This window comes from Paramagnetospirillum magneticum AMB-1, assembly GCF_000009985.1.
In the GTDB taxonomy this organism is placed as follows: domain Bacteria; phylum Pseudomonadota; class Alphaproteobacteria; order Rhodospirillales; family Magnetospirillaceae; genus Phaeospirillum; species Phaeospirillum magneticum.
Window position 1 is genome coordinate 3282040 of the sequence record NC_007626.1, and the last position, 17010, is coordinate 3299049.

The 17010-nt window shown below is 66.2% G+C and carries 15 protein-coding genes; 9 read left to right on the forward strand and 6 right to left on the reverse strand.

What is annotated here, in order from left to right:
* Window positions 1-19 precede the first annotated feature (19 nt).
* Window positions 20-421 carry a DUF1465 family protein gene (locus AMB_RS15315; protein WP_043744727.1) on the reverse strand — a complete coding sequence of 134 codons (402 nt, stop codon included), beginning with the start codon at window positions 419-421 and terminating at the stop codon, window positions 20-22.
* 292 nt (window positions 422-713) lie between these two features.
* Here AMB_RS15315 and AMB_RS15320 point away from each other — a divergent pair, with 292 nt between their 5' ends.
* On the forward strand, window positions 714-908 hold the full coding sequence (locus AMB_RS15320) for a hypothetical protein (protein WP_011385418.1): 195 nt from the start codon (window positions 714-716) through the stop codon (window positions 906-908).
* Between the two features lie 69 nt (window positions 909-977).
* On the opposite strand, the gene AMB_RS15325 is transcribed toward AMB_RS15320, so the two are convergent.
* The 4 genes from AMB_RS15325 to AMB_RS15340 are packed head-to-tail and all read right to left on the reverse strand — an operon-like array spanning window position 978 to window position 4094.
* A complete protein-coding gene (locus AMB_RS15325) occupies window positions 978-1829 on the reverse strand; it encodes a substrate-binding domain-containing protein (RefSeq protein WP_011385419.1) in 852 nt (283 codons plus the stop codon).
* A 12-nt stretch (window positions 1830-1841) separates the two neighbouring features.
* Window positions 1842-2651 carry a substrate-binding domain-containing protein gene (locus AMB_RS15330; RefSeq protein ID WP_011385420.1) on the reverse strand — a complete coding sequence of 270 codons (810 nt, stop codon included), beginning with the start codon at window positions 2649-2651 and terminating at the stop codon, window positions 1842-1844.
* Window positions 2652-2664: 13 nt separating this feature from the next.
* Entirely contained in the window at window positions 2665-3393 is a 729-nt protein-coding gene (locus AMB_RS15335) for an ATP-binding cassette domain-containing protein (protein ID WP_011385421.1), read from the reverse strand.
* Window positions 3390-4094 (reverse strand): ABC transporter permease, encoded by a 705-nt coding sequence (locus AMB_RS15340; RefSeq protein WP_043744730.1) that lies wholly within the window; start codon window positions 4092-4094, stop codon window positions 3390-3392. Before AMB_RS15340 ends, AMB_RS15335 begins: the two co-directional genes overlap by 4 nt.
* Before the next feature lie 160 nt (window positions 4095-4254).
* On the opposite strand from AMB_RS15340, the gene rimO reads away from it, so the two are divergent.
* The 3 genes from rimO (at window position 4255) to AMB_RS25970 (ending at window position 7436) form a co-directional block, all read left to right on the forward strand.
* The gene (gene rimO / locus AMB_RS15345) at window positions 4255-5601 is read left to right on the forward strand and encodes a 30S ribosomal protein S12 methylthiotransferase RimO (protein WP_011385423.1); all 1347 of its coding nucleotides are present in this window, start codon (window positions 4255-4257) and stop codon (window positions 5599-5601) included.
* A gap of 257 nt (window positions 5602-5858) precedes the next feature.
* Window positions 5859-7223 carry a sensor histidine kinase gene (locus AMB_RS15350; RefSeq protein WP_011385424.1) on the forward strand — a complete coding sequence of 455 codons (1365 nt, stop codon included), beginning with the start codon at window positions 5859-5861 and terminating at the stop codon, window positions 7221-7223.
* A 72-nt stretch (window positions 7224-7295) separates the two neighbouring features.
* Window positions 7296-7436 (forward strand): hypothetical protein, encoded by a 141-nt coding sequence (locus AMB_RS25970; protein WP_011385425.1) that lies wholly within the window; start codon window positions 7296-7298, stop codon window positions 7434-7436.
* Window positions 7437-7444: 8 nt separating this feature from the next.
* On the opposite strand, the gene AMB_RS15355 is transcribed toward AMB_RS25970, so the two are convergent.
* A complete protein-coding gene (locus tag AMB_RS15355) occupies window positions 7445-8470 on the reverse strand; it encodes a ParA family protein (protein ID WP_011385426.1) in 1026 nt (341 codons plus the stop codon).
* A 97-nt stretch (window positions 8471-8567) separates the two neighbouring features.
* Between AMB_RS15355 and AMB_RS15360 the strand changes: the two genes are divergently transcribed.
* From AMB_RS15360 to AMB_RS15380, 5 genes are all read left to right on the forward strand, one after another.
* A complete protein-coding gene (locus tag AMB_RS15360) occupies window positions 8568-9053 on the forward strand; it encodes a helix-turn-helix domain-containing protein (protein ID WP_011385427.1) in 486 nt (161 codons plus the stop codon).
* Window positions 9054-9130: 77 nt separating this feature from the next.
* On the forward strand, window positions 9131-10444 hold the full coding sequence (purB, locus tag AMB_RS15365) for an adenylosuccinate lyase (protein WP_011385428.1): 1314 nt from the start codon (window positions 9131-9133) through the stop codon (window positions 10442-10444).
* Window positions 10445-10722: 278 nt separating this feature from the next.
* The gene (locus tag AMB_RS15370; protein WP_011385429.1) at window positions 10723-13380 is read left to right on the forward strand and encodes a glycosyltransferase; all 2658 of its coding nucleotides are present in this window, start codon (window positions 10723-10725) and stop codon (window positions 13378-13380) included.
* 167 nt (window positions 13381-13547) lie between these two features.
* Window positions 13548-15233, forward strand: coding sequence for a methyl-accepting chemotaxis protein (locus AMB_RS15375; RefSeq protein ID WP_043744732.1), 1686 nt, complete (start codon window positions 13548-13550; stop codon window positions 15231-15233).
* 196 nt (window positions 15234-15429) lie between these two features.
* Complete coding sequence (locus AMB_RS15380; protein ID WP_011385431.1) at window positions 15430-17010, forward strand: S1 family peptidase; 1581 nt, start codon at window positions 15430-15432, stop codon at window positions 17008-17010.

Here is a 17010-nt window from a genome sequence, read left to right on the forward strand (position 1 = left end):
GCCCCCGGTCAAAGCAGGATCAGTGCAGAACCCGCTGCACCAGCATCTCTTCCAGCCGCGCCACCCGGACGTACAGGCGGAAGGAACGCTCCATCAGGCTGCGAAGATGATTGGGCAAAGTCTCGTCGCAGCCGAAGGATTCGTCCAGACATACTTCCGCCCCGGATAGGCGCCATTCGTCGCGCAGGGCTTCCGCCGCCTCGACCTCGCCCTCGTGCACGGCGCGCTGGAGCATGAGCCAGGCCATGACCTGGGTCAGGCGCGACGTCACCCGCATGGCCTCGCAACTCATGCGCAGGCCGATCATGCCGCCGACCCTCTGGCGTTCGCGCCGCTCGGCATAGGCGAGGTAGTTGCGGGCCTCGACCATCAAGGTCATGGTCTCGTCATAGGTTCGGCGAAAAAAAGCGGGTTGCGGCATGCGCTTTTCTCCAAACCAACGCCCCATGGCAGAGCCGAGAACGGCGCGCCAGGACCTTGATCCACTCCCTGAACAAGGTGACACTTCCACGGCCCGACTTCAACCGTTGCCTTGCCGAAATTACTTTCCGTTACACAGCATTCCCTCGCTTCACCTGGGGTTAATGCCCAAATCAGACGAAAAAGTAAAAGAAAATTTACATAAAATTTTATGTGTGAAGCATATCACTGAATTGTTTTGACTATAGAAATAATATGATCCCAGCGATCAACATTAAATACGGCTGGCTATCATGCGCTATGTCATTCAAGAGTCGTTCGACAAGAGCGAGATAAACCGCTGCTTCGACGCAGACATCTGCCCGACCATCGGCAAAGCTCTTAGAACCCGAAGTGGAAAGTGGTACCGGATCAAGGACGTCGCCTGGTACAGCGACCCCTTCGATCACCACCCCAACATCCGTGTTCTGCTGGCCCGCATCCAATAGGGCCCGGGACGAAAAAAGGGCGGCATCCCCGGCCAGCCGCGGGGATCGCCGCCCTTTTTCTTTCGCCCGTCACAAGCCCGGCGGCCGCACCTTGGGCCCGGCATTGGCGAAGAACAGCGGCGCCCCGTATTCCGCCAATCCGAATTTCCCGATCAGGTCCTGCGCCTCCCCGCTCACCAGCCAATCGGCGAAGCGCTGGGCTCCGGCGGCGTTGGCCTTGGGAAAACGCTCGGGATTGGTGCGGATCACGGCGATGAAATTGAACAGGTCCGGGTGGTTCTCCACCAGCAACACCAGGGACAGCTTGGCCTTGAGCACCAGCCAGGTGGCCCGGTCCATCAACACGTAGGCGTCCCGCCCGTCGGCATGGCGCAGGGTGGGGCCGTTGCCGCTGGAGCCCTTCTCGAAGACCTCGTACCAAGCCCCCTGGGGCTGGATGCCAGCCCTGTCCCACAGGGCCTTCTCCGCCACATGGGTGCCGGAATTGTCGCCCCGGGTCACGAAACACGCCTGGGCGCCGGCGATGCGCCGCAGCGCCGCCTTGGGATCGTCCATTCCCTTGATGCCGGCGGGGTCCGATGCCGGCCCCAGCAGAACGAAGTCGTTGTACATCACGTCGCGGCGGTCGATGCCGAAGCCGTCGGCCATGAACTTCTTTTCCAGGGACAGGGCGTGGACCATGACCAGATCGAATTCGCCCCGCCGGGACATGTCCAGGGTCGCCCCGGTGCCGGCGCCGACGAAACGGACCACCACGCCGGTGCGGGCGCGAAAGGCCTCGGCCAGGGCGGGAACGATCCCGGCATCGATGGGGCCGATGGTGCTGGCCAGCAGCACCACCTCGGACGGTTCCGCCGCCCCCGCCCCGCACACCACGCCGATGGTCCCCAGCGCGCCCCCCAGAAAGGCTCTGCGGTTCATGCCCCCCTCCCCTTACTTGGCATCGCCGAAGAACAACTGCTCGCCGCCGATCTTGAACGAGGCGATGGCGGCCTGCCCCTTGGAACCGGTCAGCCACAGATGCCAGGTCTTGGCGTCGGCGGCCTTGATGCCCTTGTGGGTCTCGGGGTTGACCAGAATCGAGCCATAGGGATTGAACAGGGCGCGGTCGCCTTCCACCAGGATCTCCAGGGACTGGCGGTTCTTGAAGCTGGCCCAGGTGCCGCGATCGGCCAGGGCGTAGGCGTTCATGCCGGCGGCCGTATTGAGGGTCGGCCCCATGCCGGCTCCCAGTTCGCGGTACCAGCCACCGCCGGACCTGATGTCCACCCCGGCCTTCTTCCACAGGCGCAACTCGCTGCGATGGGTGCCGGAATCGTCGCCGCGCGAGGCGAAGGGCGCCTTGGCGGCGGCGATCTTGCCGAAGGCGGCGGCGGCATCCTTGCCGCCCTTGATGCCGGCCGGATCGGAAGCCGGCCCCACCACCACGAAGTCGTTGTACATCACGTCACGGCGATCGATGCCGAAGCCGTCGGCCACGAACTTGTCCTCGCCGGCCCGGTCATGGACCAGCAGGGCATCGGCATCGCCGCGCTCGCCCAGCTTGAGGGCCTGGCCGGTTCCCACCGCCACCACGCGGACCTCGATGCCGGTCTCGGCCTTGAACAGCGGCAGCAGATGGCCGAACAGCCCCGATTGCTCGGTGGACGTGGTCGAGGCCAGGGTGATGAAGCGCTCTTGCGCCCCCAGGGGCGAAGCAGCCAGCGAAAACAGCGCCATGGCGGCAAGCAGCAGACGTTTCATGGATCGATCCTCCTCAACAAACCAGTTCGCCGGCCAGGAAGGCCCGGGCCTGGGCCGATTGCGGCCCTTTGAAGAATTCCGCCGCCGGGGCGTGCTCCACCAGGCGGCCACGGGACAGGAACACCACCTCGTCGGCCAGACGGCGGGCCTGACCCAGGTCATGGGTGGTCATGACGATCTTGGTGCCCGAGGTGTGGAACTCCTGCACCGCCATCTCCACCGACAGGGCGGCGGCGGGGTCCAGCGACGAGGTGGGCTCGTCCAGGAACAGAATCTCCGGCCCCGAGGCCCAGGCCCGCGCCAGGGCCAGCCGCTGCTGCTCGCCCCCCGACAGCACCCGGGCCGGGCGCGGCGCCAGTGACGCCAGACCAAAGCGCTCCAGGGCGTCCAGGGCCAGCGCCGTGCGGCGGCGCCACGGCACGCCGCGCAGCGCCAGGACGTAACGGATATTGGCCACCACCGAGCGGCGCAGCAGCACCGGCCGCTGGAACACCATGGCCTGGCGATGACGCACGGCCTCGCCTCCGGCGGCGCCGCTCCAGCGGACCGAGCCGGCGCTGGGCGCCAGCAAGCCGTGGCACAGGCGCAGCAGCAGGCTCTTGCCCGCCCCGTTGGGACCGAGGATCACCGTGCGCACCCCGGTCTCCAGGCGCAGGGAAACGCCGTCCAGCAGCATCCGCTCGCCGGCGGCGAAGCCGACCCGGTCCAGCTCCAGGGGCAGGATGGTGTCGGGCGCCCTCATCCCATCCTCCGCCGGGCCCATTGGCCGACCAGGAACACCGCCGCATTGACCATGGTCACCAGGGCGATGAGGATCAGCCCCAGCCCCAGGGCCAGGGGCAGATCGCCCTTGCTGGTCTCCAGGGCGATGGTGGTGGTCATGGTGCGCGTCACTCCCTTGATGTTGCCGCCGACGATCATCACCGCCCCCACTTCGGCGGCGGCGCGGCCGAATCCGGCCAGGACGGCGGTCAGCAGGCTGAAGCGCCCGTCCCATAACAGGGTCAGCATGCGTCCGCCCGGCGAGACGCCCAGCGAGCGCAGTTGCTCGCCATACTCCTCCCACAGGTCGGCCACCACCTGACGTGACAGGGCGGCGACGATGGGCAGGACCAGCAGGGTCTGGGCCGCCACCATGGCCGACGGCGTGAACAGCAACCCGGCCTCGCCCAGCGGCCCGGCCCGCGACAGCAGCAGATAGACGCCAAGCCCCACCACCACCGGCGGCAGGCCCATGAAGGCGTTGAGCATCACCACCAGCGCGCCGCGTCCGGGAAAGCTGCTTAATGCCAGCACCGCCCCCAGCGGCAGGCCGATCAGCGCGGCCAGCAGCACCGCCATCCCCGACACCAGCACCGACAGCCGCACGATGCCCAGCATCTGCGGATCAAGGGTGACGACGAGGTCGAGGGCCAGGGACAGGGCTTGGGACAGATCGGACATTTGGCGCCTTTTCTGTCCTATTGTGCATTTTTTGCCGGACGTTGTTAAGAAATGGATGTCTTGCGCAAATCCCGCAAGGGGACTTGGGGCGCAAGGCTTGCTTTTCGCCACCGATATCCGCTAAGTCACGGCGATCCCAGGCAGCAAGCGCGGAACCCACATGTCTCAGACCAATCCCAAGGTCGGTATCGTCAGCCTCGGCTGCTCCAAGGCCCTGGTGGATTCCGAACGCATCCTGACCAAGCTTCGGGCCGAGGGCTACGACATCTCGGGCAGCTATGACGGCGCCGACGTGGTGATCGTCAACACCTGCGGTTTCCTCGACTCGGCCCGCGCCGAATCCCTGGAAGCCATCGGCGAGGCCCTGGCCGAGAACGGCAAGGTCATCGTCACCGGCTGCATGGGCGGCGACGAGAAGGCCATCCGCAGCGCCCACCCCTCGGTGCTGGCGGTCAGCGGCCCGCACCAGTACCAGGCGGTGGTCGAGGCGGTGCACGCCGCCATCCCGCCGCTGCACGACCCCAAGCTGTCGCTGGTGCCGCCCGAGGGGCTGCACCTGACGCCGCACCACTACGCCTATCTGAAGATTTCCGAGGGCTGCAACAACAGCTGCTCGTTCTGCATCATCCCCGACATCCGCGGCCCGCTGATGAGCCGCCCCGCCGCCGACGTGCTGGGCGAGGCCGAGCGTCTGGCCGAGGCCGGGGTGCGGGAATTGCTGGTCATCTCCCAGGACACCAGCGCCTACGGCCTGGACCTGCGCCATGCCGAGAGCACCTGGCGCGGCCGCCCGGTGCGCGCCCACCTCACCGACCTCGCCTCGGCGCTGGGCGAGCTGGGCATCTGGATCAGGCTGCACTATGTCTATCCCTATCCCCATGTGGACGAGATCATTCCGCTGATGGCCGAGGGCAAGATCCTTCCCTATCTCGACATCCCCTTCCAGCACGCCAGCCCCAACGTGCTGAAGGCCATGCGCCGCCCCGCCAACCAGGAGAAGGTGCTGGGCCGCATCCGCTCGTGGCGCGAGACCTGCCCCGACCTGACGCTGCGCTCCACCTTCATCGTCGGCTTCCCCGGCGAGACGGAGGAGGATTTCGACTCCCTGCTGGGCTGGCTGGAAGAGGCCCAGCTCGATCGGGTCGGCTGCTTCAAGTACGAGGACGTCAAGGGCGCCCCCGCCAACGCCTTCGCCGATCAGGTGGACGAAGATGTCAAGGAGGAGCGCCACCAGCGCTTCATGGAAGCCGCCCGCCAGATCGCCGACGAGCGTGGCGCAGCCAAGGAGGGCACCCGCATCGAGGTGATCATCGACGAGGTGGACGAGGAAGGCGCCATCGGCCGCTCCAAGGCCGACAGCCCCGAGGTGGACGGCGCGGTGTTCATGAACGGCGAGACCGACCTGGAACCCGGCGATCTGGTCATCGTCGAGGTGGAGGCGGCCGAGGATTACGACCTGTGGGGCGACGTGGTGGAGCGCCTGCCCCCGCCCCGCCCCCGCCGCTGACCACGGCGGGCGGAAAAAAAAGGCCCCGCTTCGCGGCAGGGCTACCGCCCAGACCCGTTCGGAGGCACAGCCTCCGGTCCACCAGTTTTTATAAAAAGCTGAAGGGTTCGGCAAGCTGTGCCTCCCGATTGGGGGATCGGGGGCAAAAGCCCCCGAAGTGAAGCCATACCGCCGCCTGTTAAATTATACCTTATTCACTTTGGGGAATGTTTCGCTCCATGCGATAATTTTCGGCTACCGTAAGGGGATCGCCGATTTTGTCGCACGCCACTCACAGCACCTTCGCCAACTCGCCGCGCGCCCTGGCGGTCCTCGGGCCGGACGGCCTGCTGGCCCATGTGGGCGAGACGCTGAGCCGGGCGCTGGGCACGGCGGAGCCCCGGCTGATCGGCACCCGGCCCGGCTGGGTCGACGGCCCCGACTGCACCCACACGCCCCTGCCCGGCGGCCAGACCCTGGTGGAGCTTGCCCCCGAAGCCGAAACGCGCCTGCGCGACAGCCTGCGGGTCAACGTGGAAATGCGGGCCATCATCGAGAACACCTTCGAGTTCATCGGCCTGCTGTCCCCCGACGGACGATTGCTGGACGCCAACCGCACCGCGCTGGCCTTCATCGGGCTGGACTCCCTCGCCCCGGTCCTGGGGATGCACTTCGCCGAAACCCCCTGGTGGGAGCACTCGCCGGAAGAACGCGCCATACTGCGCGACGGCATCTCCCGGGCGGCCAAGGGGGAATTCGTGCGCTTCGAGACCACCCACGTGGATGCCGACGGCGGTATCGCCTATGTGGATTTCTCGGTCAAGCCGGTGCCTGACCACGAAGGTAACATCCTGTTCCTGGTGCCAGAAGGACGCGACATCACCCAGCGCAAGCGGGCCGAGGCCGCCCTGGTCGCCGCCAAGCAGGAGGCCGAGGCCGCCAACCGCGCCAAGTCCCAGTTCCTGGCCACGGTCAGCCACGAGCTGCGCACCCCGCTCAACGCGGTGATCGGCTTTTCCGAAGCCATTCTGGCCGGAGCCACCGGCCCCGCCAGCCTGGAGCGCTGCGTCGAGTACATGGACCTGATCCATTCCGCCGGGCAGCACCTGCGGGCGCTGATCGAGGACATCCTCGACGTGTCGCGCATCGAGGCCGGACGCACCGAACTGGACGAGGAGGAGGCCGACCCCGCCGAACTGGTCCGCGCCGCCGCCCGCCTGCTGGAACACAAGGCCGTGGTGACCGGCGTGGACTTCACGGTGGTGATCGCTCCCGATCTTCCCCGCATGCGCCTCGACCCCCGCCGCATCCGGCAGGTTCTGCTCAATCTGGCGGGCAACGCCCTGAAATTCACCCCGGCCGGCGGACGGGTGGGCATTTCAGCCGAACATGTGCCGGAAGGACTGGCCCTGACGGTCGAGGATACCGGCATCGGCATCGCCCCGGAGCATCACGCCAAGGTCTGGCAGGCCTTCTACCAGGCGGATTCCTCGTTGTCGCGCCGCCACCAGGGATCGGGACTGGGGCTGGCCATCGTCCGCCATTTCGTCGAGGCCCATGGCGGCACGGTGTCGCTGGCCAGCGAAGCGGGCAAGGGCACCCGCATCACCGTGCTGCTGCCAGCCTCGCGCATCATCACCTGACCAGCGTCAAATACCAAAGCATCAAGCTCGGTTATAGTCACGGGAATTCAATGATCATCCCGCGAGGAAGCCATGCGCAATTCCGACAATTCGACTAAGCCTTTTTCCATTCGCCTGTGGCGGCACATCGCCGTCCGGGCCGCCTATCTGCTGGCGGTCGGCGCCGGCTTCACCCTGGCCCTGGCCGCCGGCATCACCCTGCTGGAGGGATAGCCCCCCCCTCAGAGGGGCATGTACATCCAGCGGCCGAAGGCATAGCCGACGCAGCCGCCCAGCAGAATCAGCATGATGGCCACCCCGATCTTCCAGCGCAGGTCGGAGACCTCGGGCACCATATCTACGGTCTCGGCCAGTTGCTCGTCCCAGTTGGCACCGGGCGCCGGACCGGGCTCCATGGGCGGCGACTGGCGGAGGGGAGGCAACTCCTCTTCCTCCTCCACGACGGGACCCGGCGCGATCCCTGGCGCGACGGCGCGGGGCTCCAGCATATGGGCGTCGACGAAATCGGCCAGAAGGCCATAGGCCTTGGCCGCCGGGCTTTCCGGATCGAGGATCACCAGGGGCAGGTCCCGGGCCGCCGCCTCCACCACCTTGAGGTCACGCGGCACGCGGACCGGCAACACCCGCCCGCCGAACGACGCGACCACGGAATCGGAGATGCGATGCATGACATCGCTGTCCTCGGTCATGGTGAACAGGATGCCCATGGACTCCAGGTCGCGGTTGAAATGCGTTCTGACCCGCTGAATGTTCCACCACGCCTTATGCAGGCCATCCAGGGCCAGCGGCGCCGGCACCACCGGCAGGATCACCACGTCGGCGGCCACCGCCGCGTTGACCGACAGGATGCCGAAGGCCGGGGGGCAGTCCACCACCACCACGTCCACATCGGCGGGCGTGGTCTCCAGGGCCCGCTCCAGCACATATTGCGGGTCGAGCTTGACGGCGATCTCCACGTCGGCCCAGGACAGGTCGTCCGAGCCGGCCACCAGACGCAGATTGGGATAGGGCGTGGCGCGCGAGGCATGGCTGACGTCGACCTCTCCGCGCAGCAACTGGTACGCGCCGGTCGCCGCCGGCGAGGTCAGTCCGACGCTGGTCGAGGCATTGCTTTGCGCGTCCAGGTCGACGAGCACCACCTTGCGCCCCAGTTCCGCCAGACAGACCGCCAGATTGACACTGGTGGTGGTCTTGCCGATACCGCCCTTCTGGTTGAACACCACCACGATTCTCGGCTTGGCGCCCACCGCTCGCTCCTCCTGAAAAATCCATAAGGGACAATACCCGCCTCAAGGGCTCCGCCGCAACCTCACCCCTGTAATAGGCTGTTGTCGAGCCAAAGGAATGTCCCTATACTCCGCCCCCGTGAGCCAGCCATACTTCGACATAATTCGCTTGATCGAGCGCCTGCACAGACATTTCCTGGATGTCTTGCGTACGGAATTGCGTCGTCTGAACATCGAAGACATCAATGCCGTTCAGGCCCTGCTTCTCTACAATATCGGTGAGAACGAAGTGGTTATCCGCGACCTGAAGGATCGCGGCTATTACCAGGGCTCCAACGTTTCCTACAACATCAAGGCGCTGACCGAATGCGGTTACTTGATGCAGGAGCGTTCGACCCATGACCGCCGTTCGGTTCGCCTCAAGCTGACCGACAAGGGCCTGTCCCTGTGCAACTCCATCCGCAAGCTGCAGGACGATCTGGCGGGCGTGTTGGGCGGCGACGAGAAGACGGCGGCCCAGCTGGACACCACGCTGGAGACCATGCAGCGTCTCGAACGCACCTGGACCGACTTTGTCCATTACGGCCGCATCCGCGGCCTTTAATTCCCCACATCCCCTTTAATCCGAACCGTCTTCGTGGTATTTCCGCCTCCTTGCGTTGCTAAGGAGGCTAGGCCGCCATGATCCCCCGCTATTCCCGCGCCGAAATGACCAAGATCTGGGAGCCGGAAAACCGCTTCCGCATCTGGTTCGAGATCGAGGCCCATGCCTGTGACGCCCTGGCCGAGATCGGGGTGATCCCCAAGGACTCCGCCAGGATCATCTGGGAGAAGGGCGACATCCCCTACACCCCCGCCCGCTCGGCGCGCATCGACGAGATCGAGGCCGAGACCAAGCACGACGTCATCGCCTTCCTGACCGAACTGGCCGAGCATATCGGCCCCGAATCGCGCTTCGTGCACCAGGGCATGACCTCGTCGGACGTGCTCGACACCTGCCTCAACGTACAGCTGACCCAGGCCGCCGACATCCTGCTGGCCGACCTGGACCGGGTACTGAACGCCCTGGAAAAGCGGGCCTTCGAGTTGAAGGACGTGGTGTGCATGGGCCGCTCCCACGGAATTCATGCCGAGCCGGTGACCATGGGGCTGAAATTCGCCACCTTCCATGCCGAGTTCCAGCGCAACCGCCGCCGCCTGAAGTCGGCGCGGGAAGACATCGCCACCTGCGCCATCTCGGGCGCCGTGGGCACCTTCGCCAATATCGACCCCCGGGTCGAGGAGCACGTGGCCGCCAAGCTGGGCCTCAAGCCCGAGCCGGTCTCCACCCAGGTGATCCCGCGCGACCGCCACGCCCAGTTCTTCGCCACCCTGGGCGTCATCGCCAGCTCGGTCGAGCATCTGGCCATCGAGATCCGCCATCTGCAGCGCACCGAAGTGCGCGAGGCCGAGGAATACTTCTCGCCCGGCCAGAAGGGCAGTTCGGCCATGCCCCACAAGCGCAATCCCGTGCTGACCGAGAATCTCACCGGTCTGGCCCGTATCGTGCGCGGCATGGTGATCCCGGCCATGGAGAACGTCGCCCTGTGGCACGAGCGCGACATCTCCCACTCCTCGGTGGAGCGCATGATCGGCCCCGACGCCACCGTCACCCTGGACTTTGCCCTGAACCGCCTGGCCGGCGTGGTGGAAAAGCTGGTGGTCTATCCCGAGGCCGTGGCCAAGAACCTCAACCAGCTGGGCGGTCTGGTGTTCTCGCAGCGCGTCCTGCTGGCGCTCACCCAGGCGGGCATGAGCCGCGAGGACAGCTACAAGGCCGTCCAGCGCAACGCCATGAAGGTGTGGCTGGAAAGCGCCAACTTCCTCGACCTGCTCAAGGCCGATTCCGAAGTGGCCGCCAAGATCCCCGCCAAGACCCTGGAAGAGCTGTTCGACCTCCGCTACCACACCAAGCACGTGGACACCATTTTCAAGCGGGTGTTCGGCCGCGCCTGATGCCGTCCGGGCCATGCCGCCGCCCGCAAGGGGGCGGCATGGCCCGAACGCAATGCACGCCTGAGCATTTCGCCTCCGTCACCCCCATGGACAGAGTGCGGCCTCTGGGTAATAATCCAGACAGTATTCCAAGGGATTCCGACGGCTTTCCGCCGCCACCGCTCCACCTCGTCCGCTCACTCCTGCCGCCCCCTCGTGGGTGAAAGAGTGCGCCGTGGAGTGGGCAAGGCCCGGTCCAGCCGACGCCCCTGCAACTCGATACGGGTATCTCGCGCATCATGCGTCTTTCCGGCTTCGTGGTTCTGCTTCTGATCGTTCTGGGCAATCTCGGTTTCTGGGCGGTGATGAACCGCCCGCAAAACGCCGCCCTGCCCTGGTCCGGCACCCTTAACAGCGTTTCGTTCAGTGCGGGCCGCGCCGATGACGATCCTACCATCGTGCGCAAGCTGCCCTATATGGACGAGTGGCTGCTGCCGACCCGGGCCGAGATGGACGAGGATCTGGCCATGCTGGCCGGCAAGGTCCATCAGGTCCGCACCTATTCCACCCTGGAGGGCCTGGACCAGGTCCCCGAGCTGGCCGCCAAGTACGGCCTGAAGGCCCTGCCCGGCGCCTGGCTGGATGAGCGCCTGGGCCGCAACGAGGTGGAGATCGCCAACATCATCCGCATCGCCCGCGACAATCCCAACGTGGACCGGGTGATCATCGGCAACGAAAACCTGACGCTGCACCGCCTGTCGCCCGAGCAGATGATCCGCTATCTGCGCCGGGTGCGCGCCGCGCTGCCCGACCGGGTCAAGATCAGCACCGCCGAGGCCTGGGCCATCTGGCTGGACTATCCCGAACTGACCCGCGAAGTGGATTTCATCACCATCCACACCCTGCCGTTCTGGGAGCCGGGCGGCGTCCACATCGACAACGCGCTGGACTTCACCAAGCGCATGGTCCGCGACGTCAAGGCCGCCTATCCCGACAAGCCCATCTTCATCGGCGAAGTGGGCTGGCCGTCGGCGGGGCGCAATTACGGCGTCTCCGAGCCGTCGCTGGTCAACCAGGCCATGTTCCTGCGCAATTTCGTCAATTGGGCCCACGAGGAGAAGCTCGACTACAACATCGTCGAAGCCTTCGACCAGCCGTGGAAAGTGAACCTGGACAACACCGCGTCGGAAAAGCATTGGGGCATCTACACCGTGGAGCGCCAGCCCAAGTTCAGCTGGATCGGCCCCGTGCTGGAATTCGAGGAATGGCCCACCCAGGCCATCACCGCCACCCTGATCGCCCTGCTGCCCGTGGTGTGGTTCCTGGGCAAGTGGAAGACGCTGCGCCTGCCGGGCAAGATCTTCTTCGCCCTCCTGGTGCAGTTCGCGTCGACGCTGCTGATCTGGACCATGTCCACCCCCGTCATCCGCGACGTGTCGCCGGGCACCGGGCTGATGCTGGGGCTGATGCTGCCCGCCCAGCTATTGCTGCTGATCGTGGTGCTGATCGCCGGCATCGAGGTGACCGAACTGACCTGGGCCAGCAAGTTCAAGCGGCGCTTCACCGCCCTGCCGCCCGACCAGTGCAAGCGCTTCCCCAAGGTCTCCATCCACCTGCCGTGCTACAACGAGCCGCCGGCCATGGTGAAGCTGACCCTGGACAGCCTGATGGCGCTGGACTACCCCAACTTCGAAATCATCGTGTTGGACAACAACACCAAGAAGGAGGAGGTCTGGCGGCCGGTCGAGGAGTACTGCAAGACCCTGGGCGACAAGGTGAAGTTTTTTCACCTGGCGCCCTGGCCCGGCGCCAAGGCCGGCGCGCTGAACTTCGGCCTCACCGTCACCGACCCCGAAGCCGAGATTATCGGCGTGGTGGATTCCGACTACATGGTGGACAAGAACTGGCTGAAAGGCCTGGTCCCCTATTTCGAGAATCCCAAGGTGGGCCATGTCCAGGCGCCCCAGGATCACCGCGAATGGGAACACGACCTGTTCAAGGAAATGATCAACTGGGAATATGCCGGGTTCTTTGACATCGGCATGGTGTTCCGCAACGAGGCCGACGCCATCATCCAGCACGGCACCATGACCCTGGTGCGCAAGAAGACGCTGGAAGACGCCGGCCGCTGGGGCGAGTGGTGCATCGTCGAGGATGCCGAGCTGGGCCTGCGCATGATGAAGGCCGGCTATCAGTCGGTCTATGTCCAGGACCGCCTGGGCCATGGCCTGGTCCCCGATTCCTTCATGGCCTACAAGAAGCAGCGTTTCCGCTGGGCCTATGGCGCGGTGCAGATTCTCAAGGCCCATTGGCGCTCGCTGATCCCCTTCAAGCAGACCGGACTGACCACCGGCCAGAAGTACCATTTCGTCGCCGGCTGGCTGCCCTGGTTCGCCGACGCCTTCTACCTGCTGTTCTGCGTGGCGGCGCTGGCCTGGTCGCTGGGCATGATCGTGGCGCCGCGCTATTTCAGCACGCCGCTGCCCTTCTTCACCCTGCCCACCGTGGGCGTGTTCGTGGCGAAGATCTTCCACCACTTCTTCCTCTACACCACGCGGGTGAATTGCGGGCTGAAGCGCCGGTCGCTGGCGGCCATCGCCGGCATGGGGCTGACCTATTCCATCGCCTGGGCCATGTGGCAGGGCATCTTCACCAAGTCGACGCCCTTCATGCGCACCCCCAAGATGGCCAACAAGGCGGCCTTCACCCAGGGCTTCCTGATGGCGTCGGAAGAGGCCACCCTGGCGCTGCTGCACTACGTCGCCGCCATCGCCGTGCTGATCCCGCGCAACAACTTCACCGACCCCGACGTGCGGATCTGGTCGCTGACCCTGGTGGTCCAGGCCATGCCCTTCCTGGCGGCCCTGGTGGCCTCGCTGATCAGCGTTATGCCGTCGGACGGCCCGGCGCAGCCTGAGCACAGCCATAGCAACGCCAAGCCGGAAGCCGCCGAATAGCCCCCGCCGCCCCCCCGCGGCAAGATCAAGGCCCGCACATATCTGCGGGCCTTTTTCTATTGGAAGTCACTTTTTGCAACACTGCCTAGCATTTCGCGGGCTGGCGCCGCGCCGCAACGCCATGCTATCCGTAGGTATTATTGCAGACAACCAAACGAGGAATCGCCATGCTTGGCCACCGTATCGCCACCATGGGAATCGTTCCGAAGATCATGGCTCTCGCCGTGTCGGGAGTCCTTTTGCTGGGGTTGAGCGTGACCCTGCTCAGCCGGTCACTGCTGCATGCCAGCGCCGCCGACGCGGCGCGCGAGCGGGTCGAGACCAACATGAAAGTGGCCTGGGACGTCCTGAAGTCCAAGGGAACGGCCTTCTCCGTGGCCGATGGCAAGATTCTGGCCGGTGATCATGTGCTGAACGGCAATTTCGACGTGGTGGACAAGATCAAGGCGCTGGTGGGGGGCTCCGCCACGGTCTTCATGGGCGACACCCGCGTCACCACCAATGTCATCAAGCCCGACGGCAGCCGGGCCGTGGGCACACAACTGGCCAAGACCGCCGCCTATGAGGCGGTCTTTGGCCGAAAGACATCCTTTCGCGGCGAAGTAGAAATCCTGGGCGAGCCCTACATGACCGCCTACGACCCCATTCTCGACGGGGCCGGCAATGTCATCGGCGTGCTCTATGTGGGAATCAAGAAGGCCGATTTCCTGGTCGCCGCCGAGCGGACGCTGCAATTGATGGTGGGGGTCACGGTCCTGGTGGGCGCCCTGAGCATCCTGGTCAGCTGGACCATCGCCAAGCGTAACCTGGCCACGCCGCTCAAGCGCAGCATCCTGGCCATGCGCGATCTGGCCGACGGCAATCTCGACGTGGCGATTCGCCATACCGAGCGTCGGGACGAGATCGGCGAGATGATCCGGGCGTTGGAAATCTTCAAGGAAAACGGCCAGGCCCGCCATCGCCTCGAAGCGGCCCAGGCGGCCGAGCAGGCGGCCCGCAACCGGCGCCAGGAGGCCATCGAGCGCCTGACCACCGATTTCAACAGCAGTGTGTTCGCGGTGCTGAACGGCGTGACCGAATCCGCGCATCACCTGCGCGATTCGGCTCAATCCATGACTTCGGTGGCCGAGGACACGTCGCGCCAGTCCACCGTGGTGGCCGCCGCGGCCGAACAAGCCTCGGTCAACGTGGAAACCGTGGCCGCCGCCGCCGAGCAATTGGCCGCCTCCGAGCACGAGATCGCCCGTCAGGTCGCCAATTCCAGCGAAATCTCGCACCGCGCCTCCGAGGAGGCCGAGCGGGTCAACAGCATCGTGCTGTCCCTGTCCGAAGCGACCAACCGCATCGGACAGGTGGTGACGCTGATCAACGACATCGCCGCCCAGACCAATCTTCTGGCCTTGAATGCCACCATCGAGGCGGCCCGCGCCGGCGATGCCGGAAAGGGCTTCGCCGTGGTCGCCAACGAGGTCAAGCATCTGGCCACCCAGACGGCGAGGGCGACGGAGGACATCGTCGTCCAGATCAATTCGGTCCAGGCCGTGACCCGCGACGCGGTCAGCGCCATCGGCGGCATCGGCCACACCATTTCCAGCATCTCGGAAAGCGCCTCGGCCATCGCCTCGGCGGTGGAGGAGCAGACCGCCGCCACGGCGGAGATCGCCCGCAACGTCCAGGAGGCGTCCAGCGGAACCCGCGAGGTCACCTCCTCCATCACCCTGGTCAACCAGGGGGCCGCCACCACCGGCAGCGCCGCCCATCAGTTGCTGGGCACCGCCGACGAACTGTCGCAGCAGTCGGAGCAATTGGCCACCGAGGTGTCCGAATTCCTGGCCGCCATCAAGGCGGCCTGAACACCGACCGGCCATCACGGCCAAGCCAGAGCGGCGCCCCGAACGGGCGCCGCTTTTTTTGCGCACCGGTTCAAAAAAAACGCCGCCGGTCCGTCTGATCCTCATCCGTCCCATGGATGCCGGCCCGCCGGGGTCTGGCGATCTTGGCCGGACCGGGAATCGGAGTACAATCCTGCCGGAATGAGCGGAGGGGGCTATGCGGGGACTTCGGATCATTGCCTGGATATTATTCCTCGGTTTCCCGACCGTGGCGCCGACCTGCGCCCAGGCCGCCCCGGCGGCGGGGGCTCAGGCCATGGATCAGGCCATGGCCCTGATCGACGCCGAGCAATATCAGGCCGCCATCGCCGTCCTGCGCGGCCTGGACCCGCAATCCGCTGCCCAGGCGGCCGAGATCGACCGGGCGCTGGGCCGCATCTATCTCGGCCTGGGCAAGGCGGGCAAGGCCGCCGAGTTTTTCGAGCAGGCGCTGACCACCTCGCTGGAGTCCGAAGCCGAATCCACCCTGGGTCTGGCGGAAGCCAAAATGGCCCTGGGACACTTGGCCCAGGCGCGCCGCCACGCCGAAAGCGTCCTCAAGACCGACCCGGATCAACTCCAGGCCCATCTGGTGCTGGCCCGTATCGACCAGCGTCTGGGCCGGGCGGCGGACGCTACTCTCCGGCTGGAAAACCTGTCCCGCCAGCGCCCCGATAGCGAAGAGGTGGCGGTGATGCTGGCCCGCTATCAGGCGCGCGCCTTCTCCCCCGCCACGGCGGCCGAGCGTCTGGGGCAGTTCCTTCGCCGCCACCCGGATTCGGCCGAAGCCTCGGACGTTCTGGGCCTCCTCTTGTGGGAGATGGGACGCAAGGCCGAGGCGCTGAAAGCCCGCGACCGGGCGGCCGAGCTGTTCCGGCAGCGGGGACGCGACGGCCGCGCCGCCGCCATCCTCCAGTGGCGGCAGAATGTGGCCCCCGAGGCGCGGCCCGCCGAGGCTTCGCCGCCAACGCCTGCGCCCGAGCCTCCGCCGCCCGCCGTCGCCCCCATTCCCGAGGTCAAGTCGCTGCAGCCCCCGCCGCCGCCCCCTCCCCCGGCCCCGCCTCCGTCCCGGCCGCGCAGCTTCCAGGCCCTGGCCAATCCCGAGCCCCTGCCCTTCAAGCCCGGCACGCCCGTCCTGTTCGGCAGCGGCATCGTGCTGGAAGGCGGACGACAGGTGATCACCAACCGCCATGTGGTCGACGGCGCCCGTGACACCGCCATCCGCAACGGCACCGGCCATGTGCGCCGTGCCCGGGTGATCAAGGTCTCGGCCGAGGACGACCTGGCGCTGCTGGAACTGTCCGAGCCCTTCCCCGAGGGCGATGCCATGCCCATCTCGGCCATCAGCGACGGCGCGCCGGGCCGCGCCGCCATCGTCATGGGCTTTCCCCTGATCACCGTGCTGGGCGACGAGCAGCCGGCCCTGGCCGAGGGCATCGTCTCCAAGATGGGCGGGCTGAACGGCGATCCCGCCTCGTTCCAGATGACCACCAAGCTGAACCAGGGCAATTCCGGCGGGCCGGTATTCGACCGCAGCGGCCGGCTGATCGGCATCGCCGTGGCCAAGCTGGACACCGCCGATCTCAAAAGCCGGTCGGGCATCAGCGCCGAGGACGTCAACTTCGCCATCAAGTCCAGCCGCCTGCTGCGCTTTCTGGGGCGGAAGGGCGGCGGCAAGGCCGCGGCGGGCGACATGTCGCTGGAGGATCTTTACCAGTCCATGCTGCCCCGCGTCGTCCTGATCGCGTCCCCCAAATAG